Below are 22403 nucleotides of genomic sequence, written 5' to 3'. Positions count from 1 at the left end.
GTGCAGTTATAAGCTGCACCGCTCGGTCCGAAGGTTCGATCAGGCGAATGCGCTCGTGGACAATTTTTGGATCCAGTCGCGCGCGATGTCGAGATCGGTGTGCGTGAGCTGATGGCTCGCCGGCAAGACCTCGTGCGTAACCGTGGCACCGGCCTCGCGCAGCGTTTCGGCCAGTCCCGCCGCGTTGGACGGCGGCGCAATCGGATCGACCCGGCCCGAGGTGATGAGCACCGGGCGCCCCGCAAGGTTCGCGTGCGGCGGATCGGACAGCGGTGCCATGGCGCGGAACAGAATCGCGCCCGCAAGCGTGTCGGGGCGCAGCAGCATCACGGCTGCCGCGATATTTGCCCCGTTGGAATAGCCCAGCGCGACAGGCCGGTTGAGGCCGTGACGCTGCCGCGCCTCGTCGACGAAATCCGCCAGTTCGTTGGCCCGCCGCCGCACATCCTCTTCGTCGAACACGCCTTCGGCGAGACGACGGAAGAAGCGCGGCATGCCGTGTTCCAGCACCCGTCCACGCGGCGAAAGCAGCGCGGATCCCGGCGACACATTGGCGCCGAGACCCAGCAGGTCGTTCTCGTCCCCGCCGGTGCCGTGCAGCAGGAGAAGAGGCGGCGCGCCGCTCTCTTTTCCAGCCTCGAACCGGTAGACGAAATTGGTTTCCTGGTTCATGACACCGTTTCTCCTAAGGAAGGCAGAACCTTCTCGATTTCCTTGCGATGCGGCTCGAGGAACGCCGGCAACTTCAGCGCCTGTCCCAAGGTTGCCACCGGTTCGTCGACGGCAAAGCCCGGATCGTCGGTCGCGATCTCGAACAGGACGCCGCCAGGTTCACGGAAGTAGATCGAGCGGAAATAGTTGCGGTCCTTTTGTTCCGTCGGATGCATCCGATGGGTATTGATGAGCTTGCGCGCCATTTCGGCCTGTTCGGCGTCATCCGCCGCGCGGAAGGCGATGTGGTGCACCGACCCGCGGCCCTGGCGCCCGCGCAGGAAGCCCTTGGCCTCGTAGATGTCGACGATGCCGCCAAGCGCGTCGCCCGGAGTCTTGAAGCGAATGACCGAGCCTTCGCGCGCAATCTCCTGCAGGCCAAACACGTCGGTCAGGATCGCGCCGGTCTTCGCGGCATCTTCGAGCAGCAACGTCACGCCGTGGAAGCCACGGATCGCGTGCTCGGCCGGTACGTCGCCGTTGCTCCAGCCCGGCTCGTTCTCGGCACCAGCAACGCCCACAAGCGCAAGCGCCATTCCATCCGGATCGGTGAACGACAAGACCTGTTCGCCGAAGCGCTTCTCGATCGCGTCATGGGCAATGCCTTTTTCGACCAACCGCTGGGTCCAATAGCCAAGCGAGCTCAACGGCACGCGGAACGCGGTCTGGTGGGTTTCGCCGACGCCGCGGCGTCCGGCCGGAGCGCCTTCCCAGGGGAAGAAGGTCAGGATCGTGCCGGGTTGGCCGGTCTCGTCGCCGTAATAGAAATGGTAGGTCGCGGGATCATCGAAATTGACCGTCCGCTTGACGAAGCGCAGGCCGAGATCGCGCGTGTAGAAGTTGAAGTTTTTCAGCGAGTTGCCGGCGATTGCCGTCACGTGGTGGATGCTGGACATAGTGTGCCTCCTTGATGTTTCGGCCTTGCCGGGCCGTCTGCGCTGAATATTGGACGACTATGATTCAATAACAATCCATGGTTATGTGCCTTCTCTGTCTACGAATTGGCGACAATAGCGAGTCGGAGCTGAATCGGCATGGACAAGGTCAATAGCCTGCGGGCCTTCGTAAAAGTCGTCGAAACGGGCAGTTTTTCGGAAGCGGCGCGCCAGCTTCGATTGTCGCGCTCCGCCGTCAGCAAATATGTGGCGGAGCTTGAGGAGAGCCTCGGTGTCCGGCTGCTCAACCGCACCACGCGCCATGCGAGCCCGAACGAAAACGGCCAGACGTATTTTGAACGGGCGCTCGCGATTTTGTCGGAGCTCGATGCCGCGGATGCGGCGGTGTCTCAGGCGCAAGCCGTTCCGCGCGGACTTCTGCGCGTGAATGCGCCGATGTCCTTCGGGACTCTCAAGCTCGGCCCGGTGATTGCGAAATTCATGGAACTTTATCCGCAGATTCAGCTCCATCTTGTGCTGGCCGACGAATTGGTCGACCCCGTTCAGGACGGCTTCGACGTCACATTACGGATTGCGGAACTGGAATCCTCCAGCCTGATCGCGCGCAAGATTCTGCCCATCGATCGTGTCATCTGCGCCTCGCCTGATTATCTCGCGCGGCATGGAACGCCCGCCCATCCGCGCGATCTGCGCGAGCATGCCGCTCTCACCTATGGCCTTCTGCTGACCGGCAACCAATGGAAACTCACCGGCGCAGACGGGGATCATTGGATCCATCCCGTCTGGTCGTTGTGCGTGAACAATGCGGAAGTGCTGCGCGATGCGGCGATCGGCGGACGCGGCATCGCGCTCATTCCGACATTCATTGGCGAAGCCGCCCTGAAAAGCGGCGCGCTGCAGACCGTTCTAAACGATTATCATGCACCGCCGCTGACCCTCTACGCCATTTATCCGTCCACGAGGCATCTGTCGGTCAAAGTGCGCCTGTTCATCGACTTTCTGGTCGAACGGTTTGGCGCGCGTGCCCGATAGCCGCGTATTTGCGATTCTATCGGGCGATCCGAGTCATTATCGGAGCATCTTAGGCGTCGGCGACGCGCAATTGTTCAAGGTCGGTGATCAACCCCGGCCCGGCCGGCTCCCATCCCAGCTTTTGCCGCGTCTGTGCGCTCGAGGCGGGCATGTCGTGCCCCGCAAACATGGCGAGCCAGCCGAAAATGGTTTGCGCCTCGTCTGGCGCGATGGACCTGACCGGCAGCTTCAAGCGCTGACCAATGGCTTCGGCAATCTCGCGCATCGGCACGCCTTCTTCCGCGACCGCATGATACTTTGCGTTTGGCTCAGCCTTTTCGATCGCCAGCCTGTAGAGGCGGGCGACGTCGAGAACATGCGCCGCAGGCCAGCGATTGAGTCCGTCGCCGATGTACGCGCACACGCCCTTTTCGCGATACATCTTGATCGCCGGCGTGATGAGCCCCTGCGTGACCGGGTCGTGAACTTGCGGGAGGCGCACCATCGACACATTCACGCCGTTCGCGGCGACTGCAGCGGCGGCCTCCTCCGAGATTGCGCGGGGATGCGTGTCGCTGCCGACGGTCGCATTGTCTTCCTTGGCCGGTTGACCCGGGACAGTGTTGGCGATCGGGGTCCCGGAGGTCACGATCAAGGGCCGATCGGAGCCGGCAAGAGCCGCGCCGAGCGCCTTGATCACGCGGCGATCATCCTCGCAATTCGCGACGAATCGCGAGAAATCGTGGTTGAAGGCGAGGTGAATGACGCCGTCCGCTTGGGCCGCTCCCACCTTGAGGCTGTCCAGGTCTTCGATTGATCCATGATAGACTTCGGCGCCGGTAGCTGCCAGTGCCGCGGCCTTGTCGGTCGAACGGCAGAGGCCGAGAACCTGATGGCCGGCCGCAATCAATTCCTTCACGACGTTCGAGCCGATATTTCCCGTCGCGCCGGTAACAAATACACGCATGGGCAAAGTCTCCTTCATTTCCTGGGAGACAAATGTCGATCTTTACGATATCCTGGTAAAGTAGTGACATTATCATATTATAATTGCTAATACGATGAACGAGCCTTTCAGCCACGACAACCTGCTCGGGACCTATCTGAAGGACCGTCGGGCAAAGCTCGATCCGGCGGCGCTTGGCTTTTCGCAAGAGCGCCGCCGGACCCCTGGCCTGCGCCGCGAAGAGGTGGCGCAGCGGGCCAATATCAGCGCGACGTGGTACACGTGGCTCGAGCAAGGCCGCGGCGGGGCGCCTTCGGCCGATGTGCTCGACCGGATCGCCCGGGCGCTGATGCTGACGGATGTCGAGCGCGAGCATCTTTACCTGCTCGGCCTGGGGCATCCGCCGGAGGCACGCTACAGAAGAGACGAAGGCGTGACACCCCGGCTGCAACGGGTGCTCGACGCGCTCGACCCAAGCCCCGCCCTCATCCGGACCGCCATATGGGATGTCGTCGCCTGGAACCGGGCGGCGACCGTGATGCTGACCGATTACGGCGCGCTGCCGCCGGAGCAGCGCAATGTCCTGCGCTTCATCTTCCTCGATCCGCGTGTCCGCGCCGCGCAATACGATTGGGAGAGCGTGGCGCGCTTCGTGGTCGGTGCGTTCCGGGTCGACGCGGCCCGCGCCGGAGCCGCGGCGGAGGTGGAGCCGCTCGTCGCCGAACTTTGCCGGCTCAGCCCAGAGTTCAAGGCGATGTGGGGCGACAATGACGTGCGCAGCCATGGCGAGGGTGTCAAGCACATCCGGCACCCGGTTCTCGGCCCGCTCGCCTTCGAATATTCGGCCTTCGCCGTCGATGGCCGGCCCGATCTGACGATGGTGGTCCATAATCCAGTGGCGCCGGACGACGCCGATCGAATCAGATCGCTCATGGCCACGCGGGAAACTGCGTCCGCGTAAGTGGAGTGAAACTTTTGGAGCGACGTATGACGACAGTTCCGACGACAAAGCTGCCTGACGGTTCGACCATGCCGGTCTTCGGCCTCGGCACTTGGAACATGGGCGAGGCGGCCTCGGCAGCGGCAGCGGAAGTCGCGGCCTTGCGGGCTGGCCTCGATCTTGGCGTCACGCTCATCGACACCGCCGAAATGTACGGCAGCGGCGGCGCCGAGCGGGTGGTGGGAGAGGCGATCGCGGGGCGCCGCGATCAGGCCTATCTCGTCAGCAAGGTGTTGCCGTCGAATGCGGGCCATCGGCAGACCATCCGCGCCTGTGAGGGCAGTTTGAAGCGGCTCGGGACGGACCGGCTCGATCTCTATCTGCTGCATTGGCGCGGCGGGACGCCTTTGGCCGAGACCATCGCCGCATTCGAGGATCTGCAGCGGGATGGCAAGATTCTGCGCTGGGGCGTCTCCAATTTCGATGTCGACGATCTGCGGGAGATGGAAACACTCAGCGCCGGATGCCAGGCCAATCAAGTGCTCTACAATCTTGCGCGGCGCGGCATCGAATATGATCTCATCGGCATGTGCCAGGAGCGCTCCATGCCCATCATGGCCTATTCGCCGATCGAACAAGGCGCGCTGACGCGCGACAAGGTGCTTGAGGCCATCGCCCGCGACCATGACGCGACGCCGGCGCAGATCGCGCTGGCGTGGGTGCTGGAAAGGCCCGGTGTCATCGCGATCCCAAAGACCAGCCATCCCGCACGTGTGGCGGAGAATCTGGGGGCCTTGGCTGTCCGACTCACTGATGCTGACAAAGCCAAGCTGGACGCAGCCTTCCCGCCGCCACGCCGCAAACGGGGGTTGGAGATGATCTGAACGGCGTGTGCCGCGTGGACGCGACAGCTCAGTCGACGGCGGCCGTTTCGGGCGCCCATCGCGCACAAAAGGCTTCGATATTCGTCGATTGGAAATCCGGTAATCGCGCGAGGATCGTTTCGAACGGCCAATCCCACCACGCGATACGCGCGAGCTGTGCCGCCACATCACGGGGGAATCTTTCGCGGATCTGTCGTGCCGGGACGCCGCCGACGATCGTGTAAGGCTCGACGTCGCGGCTGACCACCGCGCCTGCCGCCAGAATGGCGCCATGCCCCACCGTTACGCCGGGCAGCACGATCACGCCGTGACCGATCCAGACATCGTGGCCGATGATCACGCGATCCTCGCGCCGGTTGTGAAAAAAGCTGTGATCGCGCTGCGCCGTCGCCGAATAATATTCGGGACAATAGGTGAAGCGGTGCAGCGACGGGCGATCGATGGGATGGTTCGGTGCGCCGATGCGGACCTGTGCGGCGATCGCGCAGAACCGCCCGATCTGCGCATCGGCGATCATGCAGCGTGGGCCGAGATAGGAAAAATCGCCGAGCTCCGAATATTCGATCGCCGTGTCGTCGAGAATCTCGCAGCAACGGCCGATCTGCGTGTCGCGAAGCTGAACGCTCGGCGCAATGATTGTTTCGCTGATTTTCGGCCGCGCCTGCCGCGTTTCGCCCATTTGATGATCCTTTCGCACTTCGGTGTTTTCGAGAGAAAAGACGCAATCTATCACTGCGTGTATGACGGCCATATCACGCCGAAGCCTCCGGCAATTCGCCGCCTTGATTAGGAAACGATCATTTCCTATAGTGCGGCATGGCGAAGCCGGCACGACAAACTGCATCTTTATCCCGAAGCCCTGGGCGGCCGCGCGAATTCGATGTTGCGAAGGCGCTCGACAAGGCCACGAAGGTCTTTTCCGAGCGCGGCTTTCACGGCACTTCGATCGCCGACCTCACGCACGCGATGAATCTTGCACAGGGAAGCATTTACAAGGCGTTCGAGGATAAACGTGGATTGTTTCTCGCGGCCTTGCAGCGCTACCGGGCGACGCGGGCCGAGAAGTTGCGCAAAGTCATCGGTGCCGAAGGCTCCGGTCTTGCACAATTGCGGCGGGCGCTCGGCTTTTACGTCCAATCATCGCACGGCGAAGAAGGGCGGCGGGGATGTCTCGTCGTGACGGGAGCGACAGAACTATCGGCTTTCTCCCGCGACATGGCTCGGGATGTTGCGGCGGCATTCGATCGGAACGAAGCGTTGCTTATGGAACTCGTCCGCCGCGGCCAGAAAGACGGGTCAATCGCCGCCCATATCGACGCACGCGCCGCCGCACGCATGATGCTTTGCCTGACGCAGGGCATGCGCGTCGTGGGTAAGACCGGCCGGACTCGCGCTGACATGCAGGCGGTGGTGGATCTCGCTCTCACGGCGATCATGTAATTCTGTTCCTAATTCGGAACTGATCATTTCCAAAAATACGGAGTGTTATCATGTTGAACGTTGGATTTTTGGGTCTCGGCACGATGGGTAAGCCGATGGCCATGAATCTGCTCAAAGCGGGCTATCGATTGCAGGTGTGGAACCGGTCGCAAGATCCGGTCGCCGCGCTCCGCGCTGCGGGTGCGCAGGCCGCGGCGTCCGCGCGGGAGGCCGCGGAAAACGCGGACATCCTGATCTCCATGCTTGCCGACGATGCAGCGACGCGCATCGCGGTCCTTGATGGCGGCGTGCTGGACGCTTTGAAGCCCGGTGCGATCCACATCAATATGGCAACGGTTTCTGTCACCTTCGCCGACGAATGCGAACGCCTGCATCGAGAAAAAGGGATCGGCTATATCGCCGCTCCGGTGCTGGGGCGGGTCAATGTGGCCGAAGCCGGCCAGCTCAACATTCTCGCCGCTGGGGCGCCTGTGGATCTCGCGCGCGTGCAAGCATTGTTCGATGTGCTCGGCCAGAAAACCTGGCGCATCGGCGAGCGGCCAAGCCAGGCCAATGCGGTCAAGCTGGCGGTGAATTTCATGATCGGCAGCGCCATCGGCACGATGGCCGAGGCGGCTACGCTTGCGCGCGGTTTCGGCGTCGCCAAGGCCGATTTCATCGATCTCGTCACATCCACGGCTTTCGCCATGCCGGTCTATAAGGGCTATGGCGGTGCCATGGCGGCGGAACGGTTCGAGCCGGCCGGTTTCAAACTGTCGCTCGGCGCCAAGGACATCAAGCTCGCGCTCGAAGCGGCCGAAACGGTAAACGTTCCGCTGCCGCTCGCCAGCGTGCTGCGCGACAATCACCTCGACGCTCTGGCCCATGGCGAGGGCCATCTCGATTGGGCTGCTGTCTCGCGGGTTGCCGGTCGGCGGGCCGCGCAAGAGTCCTGATTTACTTCGCTATTCAATGCGCCCCTTTTCGGCGAGGAAATCGAGAAGGGCCCTGACGCGCGAGGGCAGCAAGCCGCCTTGGCCGACATGAATGGCGTGAAAAGCTTCGCGATCGCCGGGGTTCAAATCTTCCAGCACTGGCACGAGACGCCCTGCGGCAATGTCGTCGCGAATGGTGAACGCGGCCAGCCGCGCCAGGCCGCAACCGCTGAGGGCGAGGTGGCGCAGAGCCTCGCCATCGCTCGCCTGCATCCGGCCCGTGGCCGGGACAAGGATTGCTTCATCGCCCTGTCGCAGCGGCCAGCCGTCTACGATGCGGGTGTAGCCGAAGCCCAGGCGATTGTGCGTTTCGAGATCGTCGATTGTTTTCGGTTCGCCGAAGCGCGCGAGATAGGCCGGCGCGGCGACGATTGTCAGCGCCGTTTCGCCGAGTTTGCGCGCAACCAGGCTTGAGCTTTTCAACGGTCCGGCGCGGATGGCCACATCCGTCCGTGCGGCGAGCAGATCGACAACCATGTCCGTCTGAACGAGATCGAGCGTGATCCTCGGATAACGCGCCAAAAACTCCGGCAGGATCGGCGCGAGAATATGTGTCGCATAGGACGCGCTGGTGTTGACCCGGATGCGTCCGACCGGCCGCTCGCCCGCTCCTGCGCCGCGCTCGGCATCCTCGATATCGGCCAAAATGCGCGTCGCCCGTTCGTAGAAGGCGCTGCCCTCGGCGGTGAGTTGGAAGGCGCGGGTCGAGCGATTGACGAGCCGCGCGCCGAGCCGGGTCTCCAGTCGCGCGACGAGCTTGCTCACGGCGGATGGCGTCATGTGCGAGCGTCTCGCCGCGGCCGAAAAACCGCCTTGCTCGACCACCCGGACGAAGATTTCCATCTCGCCGGAGCGATTGATCTCGATGCGCGCCATTCGATAGTTCAATTCATATGTGATGTTCTAATCGGCATACTACATCACATAGATGGCGCGGTCTATCTCCTGCCCAGACATCACAACTATGGATTTTGACCATGCCGCTGGCTCTTTATGCCCTGACGGCCGGGGCCTTTGGCATCGGCGTCACTGAATTCGTCATCATGGGATTGCTGCTTGGGGTCAGCGCCGATTTCGGCGTCTCGATCGCCATGGCCGGCCTGCTGATCTCCGGCTATGCACTCGGCGTCGTCATCGGCGCGCCGGTGCTGACCGTGCTCACGGCGCGGTGGCCGCGCAAGACCGTGCTGATCGGGTTGATGGCGGTATTCACCCTGGGCAATGCGACCTGCGCACTGGCGCCGACCTATGGATTGCTGATGGCGGCGCGGGTCCTGACCGCGCTCGCGCATGGCACGTTCTTCGGAGTCGGTTCCGTGGTGGCGACAAGCCTTGTGCCTGAAGACCGCAAGGCCTCGGCGATTGCGATCATGTTCACCGGATTGACGGTCGCCAACATCCTTGGCGTGCCGCTCGGCACCTGGATCGGTTTGTCTTTGGGCTGGCGCGCGACTTTCTGGGCCGTATCGCTTGTCGGACTCGTTGCGCTCGCCATCATCGCAGCATTGGTGCCGAAGGAGGAGGCGCCGTCCGATGCCGGCGATTGGCGCGCGGACATCGCCGCGATCCTGCGTCCATCCGTGCTGCTGGGCCTTTTGACCACCGTGCTCGGCTATGCCGGTGTCTTCGCAGTCTTCACCTATATCGCGCCGATGCTGACACGAATGAGTGGCTTCAGCGAAGCGGCCGTGTCGCCAATCCTGCTCGTCTTCGGCGGCGGCCTTATGATCGGAAATCTGGTCGGCGGCAAGCTGGCCGACCGCAGCCTTCTTCCCACGGTGTTCGGCACATTGGCCACGCTTGCTTTGGTGCTCGCCTTGATGATGCCCGGCATGCGCTTGGCCGCCACGGCGATCGCGCTCACAGGGCTTCTCGGCGCAGCGGGTTTTGCGACAGTCGCTCCGTTGCAAATATGGGTGCTGTCCAAGGCCGAAGGCGCTGGCCAAAGCCTTGCGTCGAGTTTCAACATCGCCGCCTTCAATCTTGGCAATGCCATCGGCGCTTGGGCCGGCGGAATGGCGATAGACCATGGTCCCGGCCTCGCCGCTGTACCGTTGGTGGCCGCTCTCTTTCCGGCTGCGGCCATCGTTGTCGCCTTTATCGCGATGAATGCCGACCGACGCGCGATCGCGCCGCAACCTGCTGACCAATTCAATTCATAATCCGCGAAAGGACATCCGATGGAATATCGTTCTCTTGGCCGCTCCGGCCTCAAAGTGCCAGTCTTGAGCTTCGGTGCGGGCACGTTTGCAGGCTCCGGGCCTTTGTTTGGCGCCTGGGGCAACACCGATGCTGATGAGGCGCGCCGCCTCGTCGATATCTGCCTCGAGGCGGGCGTCAATCTGTTCGATACGGCCGACGTCTATTCGATGGGTGCGTCCGAACAGGTGCTTGGCGCGGCCGTCAAAGGGCGCCGCGACGCGGTCCTCCTGTCGACCAAGACTGGCCTGCCGATGGGGGATGGCGCGAACGATGCCGGCACCTCGCGGCTCCGATTGATCCGGGCGGTTGAGGAGGCGCTGACGCGGCTTGGGACTGATTATATCGACCTTCTTCAGCTGCACGCCTTCGATGCCGGAACGCCGGTTGAGGAGGTCCTCGCGACGCTCGATACGCTCGTGCGGGCCGGCAAGGTCCGCTATGTCGGCGTGTCGAATTTCTCGGGCTGGCAGATCATGAAATCGCTGGCGGTCGCCGAGCGATACGGCTGGCCGCGTTATGTCGCCAATCAGGTCTACTACTCGCTGGTCGGCCGCGATTTTGAGTGGGATTTGATGCCGCTTGGCGCCGATCAAGGGTTGGGCGCGCTTGTCTATAGCCCGTTGGGTTGGGGCCGTCTCACCGGCAAGATCCGGCGCGGTGCGCCCTTGCCGCCGCAAAGCCGGCTGCATGAAACGGCGCAGTTTGGGCCTCCGGTTCATGACGATCTGCTCTATCGCGTTATTAACGTGCTGGAAGACATATCCAAGGAAACCGGCAAGACGGTACCGCAAATCGCGCTGAATTGGCTCACGCAGCGCCCGACCGTCTCGTCGATCATCATCGGCGCGCGCAACGAAGCGCAATTGCGCGACAACCTCGGTGCGGTTGGCTGGGCGCTGTCCTCGGATCAGGTGGCAAGGCTCGACGCGGCAAGCAAAGCCCCTGCGCCGTATCCCCATTATCCCTACCGGATTCTGGAGGGCTTCGCGCGTCTCAATCCGCCGATCGCAGGATAAAGAGGGCAGCTTGCAGCTTCGCGTCATCGCGAGGCTGCATTGCAAGTCAGTGGGCGGCGTGATGATTGTGCTTGTCGGTAGCAAAGGCGATGAGCCCGGCAAGGCCTAAGGCTGCGCCGGTGGCGGCTGTGACGATCCATCCGCCGGCGTGATAGGTCAGCGTCCCCAACACCGAGCCCGTCGCCCCGCCGATGAACACCGTGGTCATGTAGAGGGCGTTGACGCGCGCCCGGACCGCTGGCGGGGTCGAAAAGATGGCGCGCTGGCTGACGATTTGATTGGTCTGAACCGCGGCGTCGATGACCAGCGTCGCGACAATTAGGATGGCGAGCGACAATGCCGCTGTCGCCCAACCCGTACAGAGGAAGGCGAGGGCCAGCGAGCCCATCGCGCCGAAGGTTGCGGCCCGGCCGAAGCCGTGATCGGCCAGCCGTCCCGCAAGCGGCGCGGCGAAAGCCCCGCCGGCCCCCGCCAGCGCGAACAATCCGATTTGGTAATCCGACAGGCCGAAACGTTCCGCCAGCATCAGCGGCGCGGCCGTCCAGAAGAGATTGAAAGCGCAGAACAGCAGCGTTTGATAGGTCGCGCGGCGGCGTAGGACGGGCGTGTGCCGCACCAGTCCGGGCAGCGAGGACAGCACGGCTTTGTAGTGGTTTGTGCCCGCCGGCTGATAGGCGGGCATGATGCGCCAAAGAACGAGGCCGATCACCAACATGAGCGCCGCGGAGGCAAAGAAGACGGCACGCCAATTCAACTCGGCCGCGATGAAAAGGGACGCCGGGCGCGCCAGCATGATGCCGGTCAGCAATCCCGCCATCACCAGGCCGACCGTGCGGCCGCGGCGATGCACCGGCACGAAATGCGTGACGAAGGGAACGAGGATCTGCGCCCCGGCGGAAAAGACCCCCGTGGCGAGCGACGCGAAAAGGAAGAGCCAAACGCCGTGGGCCATGGCTGCGGTCAGGAGGCTGACGACCACGCAGGCGAGCGTCGTCAGCGTCAAAATGCGATTTTCGATGAGATCGGCGAGCGGCACGAGCAGAATCAGGCCGAGCCCATAGCCGATCTGCGTCAGGCTGACGATCAGCCCGGCCAAATTGGGGCCGATGCCGATTTCAGGCGCAATTTTCGCGACCAGGGGCTGGGCATAATAAAGATTGGCGACAATCGCGCCGGTCGCGATCGCCAACGTGCCGATGAGCGTTGAGATCGAGTCCACATTTTGCTGCGGAACAGCACCGGCGGTGCTGCTCTGTTCGGGTTGCGACATTTTGGTCAGCCCTTTAATGATACGATCCGTATCGTTTCTATTGAAACTAGCGAGCTGTCTGATAAAGTCAATGGTGGAGGTAGCGATATGGCAATAGTGGCCGCCGCGCCGCGCCGCACGTCGATCGGCGCACGGCGCAATCCGGAAACCGAGACGGCGATCATTGAAGCCGCAAGACAGCTCCTGGCCGAGCGGGGCTATGCCGGATTTTCCATCGAGGAAGCGGCCCGACGGGCGGGCGCGGGCAAGGCGACCGTCTATCGCTGGTGGCCGACCAAGGCAGACTTGTTCATGACGGTCTACGGCATGGAAAAGGCGCGCTCTATTGTCCTGCCCGACACCGGCATCCTGATCGATGATCTGGTGGCGCATACAGCCGATCTGTGGCGTTTTTGGCATACCCATCCGGCAGGCGGTGCTTTCCGGGCCTTGATCGCCGAGGCGCAATCGAGCGAAGCAGCCGGCCAGCGGCTGCGCAACGAATTTCTTCCCGTTCTCTTCCGGCCGGCCCGTCATCTGTTCGAGCGGGCGGCCGCGCGGGGTGAGTTGCCAGCCAGCCGGATCGACGAGCGTCTGGAACTGTGGGCCGGGTTCAACTGGTATCGCCTGCTAACGTGGCAGACCGAAGTCGACACGGACCTGCTACGCCGCATCGAGGCCATCATCGCAACGCCATGACGCGCGTGTGATCATGGTTCCGGTGCCACGCGCCCGCGACCTCGTGCCTTGTCCGCTTTTTTCCGCGGCTCGTCAGGTGTCACTTGCGCGACCGGCAAAAAATGCTTGAGGGTCCGCGGCAAGAGCGATGACATGATCGTCTCCAGCGAACCGCCGCCGCGCTGAGGCTTTCCGAGTTCTCCGCCGAGCGCGAGATGCGAAAAGCCGTGCGCCATCGACCAGACCGCGGTCAACATGCCTTGCGCGTCCGGTCCGAGGCTCTCCCTCGGCGGCGTCCGTGTGGCAGCCCGGATAGCGTTCTCCAAAATCTGAAAGGATTGTTCGGCGACCTCGACAAATTCGCGGTTCGAATGGTCGTGTTTGTCGACGCGAAACATCAGCTCAAATCGCGCCGGATACTGAATTGCGAATCGCACATAGGCGACGCATTGCTCATAGAGCCGTTGCGCCGGATCGGCTCCGCCGCGTGCATCCGCTTCATTGAGTGCCGTCGCAAAATCGCGAAAGCCGAGGAGCGCAACTTCCGTGAGCAGTCCGAGCGCGTGACCGAAATGATGCGCCGGCGCACCCGGCGATACGCCGGCCCGCCGCGCGGCCTCGCGCAGCGTAAAACCGTCGACGCCGCGTTCCTGAATGATTTCCTCGGCCACCACCAGCAACTGGCGATGCAGATCGCCGTGATGATAGGACCCGGGATTCTTTCGGTTGGACTTGCTGCGCGCGCGCTTCATCTTGACACTGTTCAAATGTGTGTTACGTTGATCTATACAGTGTATAGATAGCGGAGTCTTGTGACCATGCCAAGGCAATATGTTGCCAATGGCGCGCGCGCAGCCATGGCGATTCTGGCGACATTGATCGCGTCTCACGCGCTGCGCTATTACGGCGTGCTTGGTCATGTTTGGCTCGGCATCGACCCGAAGCTTCGCGCCGTCATCGAGCATGCGCCCGTCCAGGCCCTCACCCATATGCTCATCGCGCCGATCGCCTTGCTCGTCGGGCCGTTTCAATTTTATCCGCAATTGCGTGCGCGCTATCCAACACTTCACCGCGTGGCAGGGCGCCTCTATGTTGCCGCCTGTCTGATCGCGGGCGTTGGCGCGCTTGCTACTGCGCCATACGCATCCGGAGGGCCGGTCGCAGGATTTGGTTTTGGCCTTCTTGCCATTTGCTGGATCGCGACGACATGTGCCGCTTGGCGGGCAGCGGTGCGCCGCGACTTCGCACGTCATCGTCTCTTGATGCGTTTCAGCTACGCGATGACGTTTGCGGCGGCTACCTTGCGCTTGCAGATTCCGATCGGGCTGGCCTTGGGCGCCTCAAGCTATTCCGCCATGTCGCCCTGGCTCGCCTATACATCATGGATTCCGAATGTGATCCTCGTCGCGTTGTATTCGACCGCCGAAAAACGCCGACGCCTTGCCATAGCGGCGGAATAAAATTGCACCTTTCGAAATCAGTGTCTCGCGTCATCTGGCTGCTCACCCGATATCAGGGCCAATAAGCTTTGTTCACACGGTGGGTTTCGCCTCATGCATCCATGGCGCAAAAGAAATGCCGATGATCACGCCGTCAGGCGTTTGCATCCTGGCAACGGTCTGTCCCCATGGCTCGGTTTTAGCTCCGTGCAGCAAGGTGTAGCCTTTCGACTGCAGTTCCTCCGCCGCCGAACTCACGCTGTCGAGGTCGGCAACCTCGAATTCGAAACAAGCGTGTGGAACAGGTCGGTCGGCAGGCCAGTCTGGACCGCCGAAGCATGCTTCCGCCGCCTGCCGCAATGGCCAGACGCCAAAATGTTTGCTGCCGCCAATGCTTTCGCTGAAATAGTAATCATCACCTTCGTGCCGTTTGAGCGGAAGTTTGAGCGTATCGATGAAGAGTTTGCGGCTCTCGGGCGGGTCGGCAGTGACGATCGCGACGCTAGCAAGATACAAGATTTCCATCCGGTCTCTCCTATCAATCGTGATGAGCGGAAGACGCCGAGCTGGTCGTGGGCACCGATGAAACCAAGGCGGCCTTCCCGAAGAAACGATCAACGACAGTCTTCGTGCGACATTGGAATGCGATGAACTACCCCTCTCTGCCTCCAACGCGGCCTTTGTATGGTGGACCGTGCGCGCATGCCAAAGTGATCTGTTTTGCCCGTCCGGATGTCAGCAGGCCCTAAGGGATCGCTTGCGCCAAGGCTGGCGCTTCCTCCGCAATGAACTGCCATAATCGATTGGCGATCGGGCCGTGCGACGCTTGACGCCGGCGCGCAGCCACGATCTCGACTCGACCGCCTCGCAAATGGTCGCCCGCAATGCTGATGAGCCGGTGCGAAGCAAGATCTTGTTCGATCAAATAGCGCGGCATATGCCCCCAGCCCATGCCCTGCAGGATGAGCTCGCGTTTCATGAGCTGATCGCTGACCGTCCAGTTCCGCGCGCCCTCAATCAGGTAATAGTCGCGCGCTGGCGAATGACGGGCGCTGTCGCGGATGATGCATTGCGCATAGTCCCGCATGTTTTCGGGTGTGATCGATTGGGAAATCGGAAACCGCAGGAAACCGGGCGCGACCACCGGCAGGAGCGTGATCGGAAACAGGTCCAGGAATTCGTAACGCGGATCGGTCTTGTCGATGTGATGCAGGATCAGATCGGCTTCGCCATCGAGCAGCCGTTCCCACGGCCCGGAGAGCGCCTCGAAATGGAGGTTGAGCCTTGTGCCTGGACAGCCGCCGAAGAAGCGGTGCAGCAGCGCGAGGGTCTGGGGTAAGGGGCACAGATCGCCGATGATCACATCGAGTTCCGTCTCTTCGCCAATAGCCAGTTGCTTGGCGTGATCCTTGAGCGCGCCGAGTTCCCGCAGCAGAGCCTGCGCATGGGCGTGAAAGGAGCGTCCCTCCGCCGTCAGCACGACCCGGTAGCCGCTCCGGTCGAGCAAGGCCAGGCCGAGCTGCGCCTCGAGATTCTTCACGGCGGCCGAAACGGAGGGCTGGGTTCGACCAATCTTCTCCGCGCCGGCTTGAAAGCCGCCCTCGGTGACGATGGCGTCGAAGCAAAGGAGCTGATGGATCGTCATGTCCATCATAGAGAAATCCTATCATGATTATTAAAACTTCCATCTATTTATCAATAATTGATGGAGATATCTAGCGAGGCACCAGCAATCGGGAGCCGAAACATGCGCGCTATCGTGATCACCCAGTACGACCGACCGGAAGTCCTCGCGATCGAGGAACGGCCTGATCCTGTTCCACAGCCCGGCCAGGTCCTCATTGAGGTGAAGGCTTTTGGGCTGAACCATGCCGAAGTCTATTTTCGCAAAGGGGCCTGGGGCGATGTCGCCGAAATTTCCGGAATTGAGTGCGTCGGCCTCGTCCGGTTCGATCCGGAAGGTCAATTCGCTTCAGGCGAGAAAGTGATGGCTCTCGTCGGGGGAATGGGTCGGAGCCTTAGCGGTAGCTATGCCGAGCTCACCTCCGTTCCGCGTAGCAATGTCGTCGCCATCAAGAGCGATCTATCCTGGGAGGACCTCGCCGCCATCCCCGAATCCTATGCGACGGCATGGACGAGCGTGATGGGAATCCTCGAACTTGCCGAAGGTCAGACGATTTTGGTGCGCGGCGCGAGCTCCTCGCTTGGCCAAGCGGCGATCAACATTGCGCGCCATGCCGGAGCGCACGTGATCGCGACGACCCGCAAGGCAGCCCGCATCAAATTATTGGAAGGGGTGGGCGCGCATGAGGTGTTGCTCGACTCGCCGCAGCTTTCCGACAAGGTCCGTCTGCGCCATCCAAAGGGCATCGACGCAGCCCTCGACATTGTCGGCAACACAACAATTTTGGATACGCTCACGGCGTTGCGCCGTGGCGGGCGGGCTTGTCTCGTCGGTTTCCTTGGGGGTGGCGGTGCGCTCACTCTGGAGCCCGTGTTTCAAATGCCGAGTGGCGTGCACATGAGTGTTTTCGCGAGTGCCTTGGTCACCGGCACACCTGTATTTCCGCTGTCGCAAATTCCATTTCAGGCCATCGCGGATCGCGTTGCCGATGGCCGCTACCGCGCCAGACCCGCTCAAGTCTTTCGCTTCGAGGACATTGTCGCCGCGCACCGCCTCCTCGAATCGGGCGAGGCCGGAGGCAAGGTGATCATGACATTCGCATAACGCAAGCATCACTGCGATTGCAAGGCGCTCTGAATTCGGCTTTGTCACTGCGGGATGCGTCGGACCGCGAACGGTCCGACGCATCCCGCGGGGAGAGCGATGTGCCTTATATTTCGCCGACGCTTTCTTCGGCGAGCGTGATGGTGGCCTGGCGCTGTTCCACTTCGACACCGATTGGCGGGCCCTTGAAACGGCGATTCTCAAAGGCGAACCAGATGATGATCGTCAGGACGAGGAAGCCGACCGTGATATAGAGCGCCCAATCGTTGGGAGGCTGCACGCCGATGATGAAAATCAGCACCATCGACAGGATCGAAAGTGCGCAGACGAGCTTGAACAAACCGCCGCCCAGATCCCATGTGCCCTTGCGATCCCATTTCTTTGTGCCATAGGCGAGCATGCCGAGTGTGATCGGAATGGTGAAGGATAGGAACAGGAAGATCACGGTGCAGGACACGACGATCGTATAGGCCGACGTGTTGCCGATATTGACCAGCGACGCGAACCAAACGAACAGGACCGACGAAATTGCGGCGGTCCAGATCGCGGCAACCGGCGAGCGGGTTGTCGAGCTGACTTTCGACAATACCGACGATCCCGGTAGGCCGCCATCGCGCGAGAAGGCGAAGATCATGCGCGATGCCGATGTCACGGTAGCAAGGCCGCAGAGCCATTGCGAGATGAAGATCGCGATATAGAGGATCATCACCACCGCCGGATGGAGCCGCGCGCTCAAAGCCCAGAAGAAAACATTGCCGCCTTGTTTGGCCGCATCGTCAAGATTGGGAATGAGGAACAGAAACGCGATCAACATCGCCCAGCCAAACAGGCTCGACCACAAGACCGAGCCGATCATCGCGCGCGGCACGCTGTCGCTGGCCTTCAAGGTCTCTTCCGACGTGTGGGCGGAGGCATCGTAGCCGGTGATCGTGTAGATCGGCAGAAGCAAACCGAGCAGGAAGGCCCATATCGGACTGGCCGTCGGCCATGTCGGATCGGCCTTCAGTTCGTTATTTCCGTCAAGCGTTGGCTGACCCGTGTAGTTCGCGCTGTGCCAGAGCCGGGAAATGTCCCAGTGCTCGGCGCCGGCCAGGAACGCGACGATCAAAACGATCGTTGCCGCGAAGATCAAATAGCCGGAGAAGTCGGTCAGGAGTGCCGTCAGTCGGATGCCGAAATGATTGACGAGTGCCTGCACGGCCGTGATGACCGCGACAAAAATCGTCTGCTGGGTCACGCTTGTCGCATCCAACCCCAATTGCGCGCCGAAAGCGCCGGCAAAAAAGTTCCATGTGCCGACGTTGATGGCGCCAAGCACGGTGATGAGGCCGATCAAATTGAACCATGCGGTCAGCCACCCGGTGAAGCGGTTGCCGAGAATCGAGCCCCAATGATAAAGGCCGCCGGCGGTGGGATAGGCCGATGAGATCTGCGCCATGGCGATGGCGAAGACACCGGAGATCAGGCAGCCGACCGGCCAGCCGAGACCGATGCCGATGCCGCCGATGCCATCGGTGACCTGGTTGAGCGAATTGATGCCGCCCGACAGAATGCAGATGATGGAGAAGGAAATCGCAAAATTGGAGAAACGGCTCATCCGCCGCTCCAACTCCTGCGCATAGCCCATACTATGCAAGATATTTACGTCTTCCGCGTGATCGGAGTCCGTATAAGACTTGTCGTTCATCTCAATCCCCCGTGTGATCACTCCATGAGTGCCTGCCCACAAGGGAGAAGCTTAAGCCTACGTTTGTGCTTTAACAAAGCAGTTTTCTTGAAACTGTCACAGACCTGCGTGGCACTGCCTGCGGCATGATCGAATTGCCCGACGGTTATGACGTGTTGCTATGCGCGTGTGCAGCAAGTGGATCAATGATGATCAGCTTCGGATCGGGATGACGTCGACGCCGACTTTCAGTTTCTGTCCGCCCGACGAGATGATCATGCCTTCGGACGGCGCCACGTCGGCATAGTCGCGTCCGATCGCGAGAATGATGTGATCCTCCGACGCGGCAATTGCATTGGTCGGGTCAAGGCCGCGCCAGCCGTCCTCCGGGCCGCACCAGACCGAGACCCAGGCGTGAGTTGCGTCGGCGCCTTCCAGCCGCTTTTGGCCGGGCGGCGGTACGGTGCGCAGATAGCCGCTCACATAGGCGGCCGGCAATCCGAGCGAGCGCAGGCCGACGATCATCACATGGGCAAAGTCCTGACAGACGCCGCGCTTCAGGTGGAATGCTTCGGCCGGGGGCGTGGACACGTCGGTAACGCCGGGCTCATAGGTAAAGTCGCGTTTGATCCGCTGCATCAGATCGAGCGCGCCGGCGAGAATGGGGCGACCGGCAGGAAAACTCTCTTCGGCATAGGCTGCAATATCGTCGTCGAGAGGCAGCAGATAAGAGGGAAACAGGAAATGCACCGGCGATGAGGGGTCGAGCGAGTCGCTGGCGCTTGCCATGTCGCGGATCTTTTCGAAGGGCAATGTCGTGTCGGCATCGAGGGGCGGGGCCGGTTCGACCTGCACGCGCGACAGCGTGCTGATGACGAAGGCTTCGTGCGGTTTATCGATTTCCACATGCGTGACGCGATTACCAAAGAAGTCGGTGAAGGCGCGCATCTCGGTTGGAGTCGGATCGATCTCCAGCCAGGCATCGAGCACATCCTGGCCGACCCGGTTGACCGGTGTCATGCGCAGAATGTGCTTTGCCACGGGCACGGGGGTCGCGTATTCGCATTCGGTGGTCTGTTGAATATCATAAATCATGCCATCGACTCATTGGGCGCGACCGGCCGTTCGCGATGAGTGAAATAATTCAGCGAGATTTCGCTCGAAACGCGCAGAAGCGCCTGCTCGATATCATAGACCTGCTTAATGGATACTTTCTCCGCCTCGGTCACGGTCAGGTCGGCAGCGAGCCGCACGATCACCCGTTCCGCCGCGGTCGGCAAGCCATCATGCGCCACATGGGGCAGGCGCGCCAAATGTTTTTCGATATTCGCGACCTGGAATGCGGCCGAACGCGGATTGTTCGTATCGAGCATCAGCAGATCGATCACCGGTGCGCGCGCCGCCACCATCACATAACGCAGCCGATAGGTGATCTGGCTGTCGCCGAGTTCGAGCAATGTGTCGAGGGCTTCGACCGGCGCGTCGGGCGCGGCGAATTGCCGGACGAAGCGACAGGTCGCGATCGCGCGTTCCATCCGCCGGCCGATATCGAGAAAACGCCAGCCGTTGAGACGATTCATATTCTCCTGCGCGAGACCGGCGAACGCGGCGATGATTTGCAATGCCTGATTGATCCGCTCAAAAGCTTCGGCGCCGGATGCTTCGGCAAGTGCCGGATTGTCGAGCAGCGCGACGAGGTTGTTGAGCGAACGCCACGCTTCCGGCGAGAAACGATCGCGGATCACGGACGCGGCGCCCCGGGCTGCGCGTAGCAGCATGGGCAGCGATCCCGTTCCTTCGGCCTTGTGCAGGCACACGCCGGCGATCAGCGCCGGCGATTGGGTTGCCGTTTCGGCTGACATCGAGTCCCAGTCGATCAGGAGATCGACGAGCCGTTTGATCACATCGGCGCCGGAGCCGGTCGATTCGGTCATGCGCGCGAGGAGCGCGCGCAGCAGTCGCAAGACGGCCTCCGCGCGCTCGACATAGCGCCCGAGCCAGAAGAGATTGTCGGCGGTGCGGCTCGGCAGCGCGCCGGGCTGGCGACGGATCTGCACGCCCTCGGGCGAGGGCAAAAGCGTCGTTTCCGGCACTGGCTTATCGGACAGGACCCACACGTCCGCCGATTTGCCGCCGGTTTGCATCGACACGGCGCTTGTGTTCGTGCTGTCCGAGACGCGGCAGAAGCCGCCCGGCATGACCTGCCACCCGGTTTCGGTGCGCGCGACGAAAAGGCGCAAGAGGAAGGGTCGCGGTTCGAGCTGGCCGTTGACCCAGACCGGCAGGGTCGAGAGCTTCACGGCCTCCTGCGCGACGAAATCGATGCCGCGCTTGGCGATCGCTTCGAGCAAAGTCTTGCGCTCCGGCGCGGTGAGGTCGGAGACAAGGCGGGCGCCTTGGCCCAAGATGCCCGGCAAAGCGCGCGCGAAGGCGGGGGCGATGGCGAGATTGTCGAGATTGGCGAGCACATAATCGCGCTCGCGTTTCTGACCGCACCACCAGGTGGCGATGTTGGGCAGGTCGAGATTTTTGCCGAGGAGACGCTGCGAGATCGCCGGCATGAAACTCATCAAACTGCGCGATTCGGCGAGACCCGCGCCCAGCGCATTGGCAAGCAGCACCGAACCGCTGCGTAGCGCTGCGACAAGACCTGGAACGCCGAGCCGGGACTGCGCATTGAGTTCCAAAGGATCGCTAAAATCCGCGTCGAGCCGTCGCCAGATCACTTCGGCCGGCTTCAGCCCGGCGACCGTGCGCACGAACACCTCGTCGCCCCGTACGGTAAGATCCTCGCCTTCAACCAGCAGGAAGCCGAGATAACGGGCGAGATAGGCATGTTCGAAATAGGTTTCGTTCATCTGGCCCGGCGAAAGGACGCAGATGCGCGCCTCGCTGCTCCGGCTGTGCGACGCCAGCGCACCGCGAAAGGCCTGGAAAAACCCCGCGAGTCGTTCGACACGCAAACCACGGTAGATGTCGGGGAGGGCGCGCGACATGGCGAGGCGATTTTCCAGGGCGTAACCCGCTCCCGAAGGCGCTTGCGTGCGGTCGTTCAAGACCCACCAGCGCCCATCCGGCCCGCGGCCGATATCGACCGCATAGAGATGAAGATGCGAGCCGCTCACCGGCGTCACGCCGACCATCGGATGCAGGAATTCCGGGCTGCCGGCAATGACGGCGGCGGGAACCACGCCGTCGTGCACCAGATGCGAGGGGCCATAGGCGTCGCTGAGCAAGGATTCGATCAGCGCGGCGCGCTGAACGAGGCCGCGTTCGAGCGCGTGCCACTCCTGTTCGCCCAGCAGCAGCGGAATATGCGACAAGGGCCAGACACGTTCCGCGCCGGCCGGGTCGTCATAGACACGATAGAAGACGCCTGAATCGCGCAAGTTGCGATCCGCAGCGCCAAAGCGGCGGCCGACTTCGTCTGGCCCCATGGCGGCGAGCGAGGCAAGAAACGCCTGCCAATGCGGTCGGACCGCGCCGTGGGCATCGAGCATTTCGTCGTAAATGCCCGACAATGGCGCATAATTTTGAATCAGTCCGTCGATTCCGTCCGTATCGGCAGGAGGTAGAGAGGTTGCGACACTCTGACTGTTTTGCATTTTTTCGCCGGAGCTAAC

At 62.0% G+C, this 22403-nt stretch carries 22 protein-coding genes; 10 read left to right on the top strand and 12 right to left on the bottom strand.

What is annotated here, in order from left to right:
- Positions 1 to 39: 39 nt before the first annotated feature.
- Positions 40 to 672 carry an alpha/beta hydrolase gene (locus tag V9T28_RS17620; protein WP_116402512.1) on the bottom strand — a complete coding sequence of 211 codons (633 nt, stop codon included), beginning with the start codon at positions 670 to 672 and terminating at the stop codon, positions 40 to 42.
- Positions 669 to 1607, bottom strand: a complete 939-nt coding sequence (locus V9T28_RS17615; protein WP_116402513.1) for a ring-cleaving dioxygenase — start codon at positions 1605 to 1607, stop codon at positions 669 to 671. Before V9T28_RS17615 ends, V9T28_RS17620 begins: the two co-directional genes overlap by 4 nt.
- Positions 1608 to 1745: 138 nt before the next feature.
- Here V9T28_RS17615 and V9T28_RS17610 point away from each other — a divergent pair, with 138 nt between their 5' ends.
- A complete protein-coding gene (locus V9T28_RS17610; protein ID WP_116402514.1) occupies positions 1746 to 2639 on the top strand; it encodes a LysR family transcriptional regulator in 894 nt (297 codons plus the stop codon).
- A 49-nt stretch (positions 2640 to 2688) separates the two neighbouring features.
- On the opposite strand, the gene V9T28_RS17605 is transcribed toward V9T28_RS17610, so the two are convergent.
- Entirely contained in the window at positions 2689 to 3585 is an 897-nt protein-coding gene (locus V9T28_RS17605; protein WP_116402515.1) for an SDR family oxidoreductase, read from the bottom strand.
- A gap of 94 nt (positions 3586 to 3679) precedes the next feature.
- On the opposite strand from V9T28_RS17605, the gene V9T28_RS17600 reads away from it, so the two are divergent.
- Together V9T28_RS17600 and V9T28_RS17595 are read left to right on the top strand one after the other, a co-directional pair.
- Positions 3680 to 4525: a helix-turn-helix transcriptional regulator gene (locus V9T28_RS17600; protein ID WP_116402516.1), complete on the top strand. Its 846-nt coding sequence runs from the start codon at positions 3680 to 3682 to the stop codon at positions 4523 to 4525.
- Between the two features lie 26 nt (positions 4526 to 4551).
- Positions 4552 to 5388: an aldo/keto reductase gene (locus tag V9T28_RS17595; protein ID WP_116402517.1), complete on the top strand. Its 837-nt coding sequence runs from the start codon at positions 4552 to 4554 to the stop codon at positions 5386 to 5388.
- Between the two features lie 28 nt (positions 5389 to 5416).
- Here the strand turns inward: V9T28_RS17595 and V9T28_RS17590 are convergent, their stop codons facing one another.
- Entirely contained in the window at positions 5417 to 6067 is a 651-nt protein-coding gene (locus V9T28_RS17590; RefSeq protein ID WP_116402552.1) for a DapH/DapD/GlmU-related protein, read from the bottom strand.
- A 137-nt stretch (positions 6068 to 6204) separates the two neighbouring features.
- On the opposite strand from V9T28_RS17590, the gene V9T28_RS17585 reads away from it, so the two are divergent.
- The gene (locus V9T28_RS17585) at positions 6205 to 6828 is read left to right on the top strand and encodes a TetR/AcrR family transcriptional regulator (protein WP_116402518.1); all 624 of its coding nucleotides are present in this window, start codon (positions 6205 to 6207) and stop codon (positions 6826 to 6828) included.
- A 53-nt stretch (positions 6829 to 6881) separates the two neighbouring features.
- Positions 6882 to 7763 (top strand): NAD(P)-dependent oxidoreductase, encoded by an 882-nt coding sequence (locus V9T28_RS17580; RefSeq protein WP_116402553.1) that lies wholly within the window; start codon positions 6882 to 6884, stop codon positions 7761 to 7763.
- Positions 7764 to 7772: 9 nt separating this feature from the next.
- Here the strand turns inward: V9T28_RS17580 and V9T28_RS17575 are convergent, their stop codons facing one another.
- Positions 7773 to 8678: a LysR family transcriptional regulator gene (locus V9T28_RS17575; protein WP_116402519.1), complete on the bottom strand. Its 906-nt coding sequence runs from the start codon at positions 8676 to 8678 to the stop codon at positions 7773 to 7775.
- Between the two features lie 101 nt (positions 8679 to 8779).
- On the opposite strand from V9T28_RS17575, the gene V9T28_RS17570 reads away from it, so the two are divergent.
- Together V9T28_RS17570 and V9T28_RS17565 are read left to right on the top strand one after the other, a co-directional pair.
- Positions 8780 to 9964, top strand: a complete 1185-nt coding sequence (locus tag V9T28_RS17570) for an MFS transporter (RefSeq protein ID WP_116402520.1) — start codon at positions 8780 to 8782, stop codon at positions 9962 to 9964.
- Positions 9965 to 9982: 18 nt separating this feature from the next.
- The gene (locus tag V9T28_RS17565) at positions 9983 to 11020 is read left to right on the top strand and encodes an aldo/keto reductase (protein WP_116402521.1); all 1038 of its coding nucleotides are present in this window, start codon (positions 9983 to 9985) and stop codon (positions 11018 to 11020) included.
- A gap of 46 nt (positions 11021 to 11066) precedes the next feature.
- Here V9T28_RS17565 and V9T28_RS17560 read toward each other — a convergent pair whose 3' ends face one another.
- Positions 11067 to 12290 carry an MFS transporter gene (locus V9T28_RS17560; RefSeq protein WP_116402522.1) on the bottom strand — a complete coding sequence of 408 codons (1224 nt, stop codon included), beginning with the start codon at positions 12288 to 12290 and terminating at the stop codon, positions 11067 to 11069.
- Between the two features lie 87 nt (positions 12291 to 12377).
- On the opposite strand from V9T28_RS17560, the gene V9T28_RS17555 reads away from it, so the two are divergent.
- On the top strand, positions 12378 to 12968 hold the full coding sequence (locus V9T28_RS17555) for a TetR/AcrR family transcriptional regulator (protein ID WP_116402523.1): 591 nt from the start codon (positions 12378 to 12380) through the stop codon (positions 12966 to 12968).
- A gap of 11 nt (positions 12969 to 12979) precedes the next feature.
- On the opposite strand, the gene V9T28_RS17550 is transcribed toward V9T28_RS17555, so the two are convergent.
- Positions 12980 to 13699, bottom strand: a complete 720-nt coding sequence (locus V9T28_RS17550) for a TetR/AcrR family transcriptional regulator (protein WP_210210429.1) — start codon at positions 13697 to 13699, stop codon at positions 12980 to 12982.
- A gap of 66 nt (positions 13700 to 13765) precedes the next feature.
- Here V9T28_RS17550 and V9T28_RS17545 point away from each other — a divergent pair, with 66 nt between their 5' ends.
- Positions 13766 to 14407, top strand: coding sequence for a DUF2306 domain-containing protein (locus V9T28_RS17545; protein WP_116402524.1), 642 nt, complete (start codon positions 13766 to 13768; stop codon positions 14405 to 14407).
- A gap of 72 nt (positions 14408 to 14479) precedes the next feature.
- Here the strand turns inward: V9T28_RS17545 and V9T28_RS17540 are convergent, their stop codons facing one another.
- Together V9T28_RS17540 and V9T28_RS17535 are read right to left on the bottom strand one after the other, a co-directional pair.
- On the bottom strand, positions 14480 to 14911 hold the full coding sequence (locus tag V9T28_RS17540) for a VOC family protein (RefSeq protein ID WP_116402525.1): 432 nt from the start codon (positions 14909 to 14911) through the stop codon (positions 14480 to 14482).
- A gap of 220 nt (positions 14912 to 15131) precedes the next feature.
- Positions 15132 to 16040, bottom strand: a complete 909-nt coding sequence (locus tag V9T28_RS17535; RefSeq protein ID WP_116402526.1) for a LysR family transcriptional regulator — start codon at positions 16038 to 16040, stop codon at positions 15132 to 15134.
- A 93-nt stretch (positions 16041 to 16133) separates the two neighbouring features.
- On the opposite strand from V9T28_RS17535, the gene V9T28_RS17530 reads away from it, so the two are divergent.
- Entirely contained in the window at positions 16134 to 17114 is a 981-nt protein-coding gene (locus V9T28_RS17530; RefSeq protein WP_116402527.1) for a zinc-binding dehydrogenase, read from the top strand.
- 106 nt (positions 17115 to 17220) lie between these two features.
- Here the strand turns inward: V9T28_RS17530 and V9T28_RS17525 are convergent, their stop codons facing one another.
- From V9T28_RS17525 to V9T28_RS17515, 3 genes are all read right to left on the bottom strand, one after another.
- Entirely contained in the window at positions 17221 to 18801 is a 1581-nt protein-coding gene (locus V9T28_RS17525) for an amino acid permease (protein ID WP_116402528.1), read from the bottom strand.
- 192 nt (positions 18802 to 18993) lie between these two features.
- Positions 18994 to 19875 carry a transglutaminase family protein gene (locus tag V9T28_RS17520; protein ID WP_116402529.1) on the bottom strand — a complete coding sequence of 294 codons (882 nt, stop codon included), beginning with the start codon at positions 19873 to 19875 and terminating at the stop codon, positions 18994 to 18996.
- Positions 19872 to 22385: a circularly permuted type 2 ATP-grasp protein gene (locus V9T28_RS17515; protein ID WP_116402530.1), complete on the bottom strand. Its 2514-nt coding sequence runs from the start codon at positions 22383 to 22385 to the stop codon at positions 19872 to 19874. Before V9T28_RS17515 ends, V9T28_RS17520 begins: the two co-directional genes overlap by 4 nt.
- Between the last annotated feature and the right edge of the window lie 18 nt (positions 22386 to 22403).

Source organism: Methylovirgula sp. 4M-Z18, assembly GCF_037890675.1.
Lineage (GTDB): Bacteria > Pseudomonadota > Alphaproteobacteria > Rhizobiales > Beijerinckiaceae > 4M-Z18.
The sequence above is the reverse complement of the archived record's forward strand: the minus strand, read 5'-3'. Positions and strand labels throughout refer to the sequence as shown.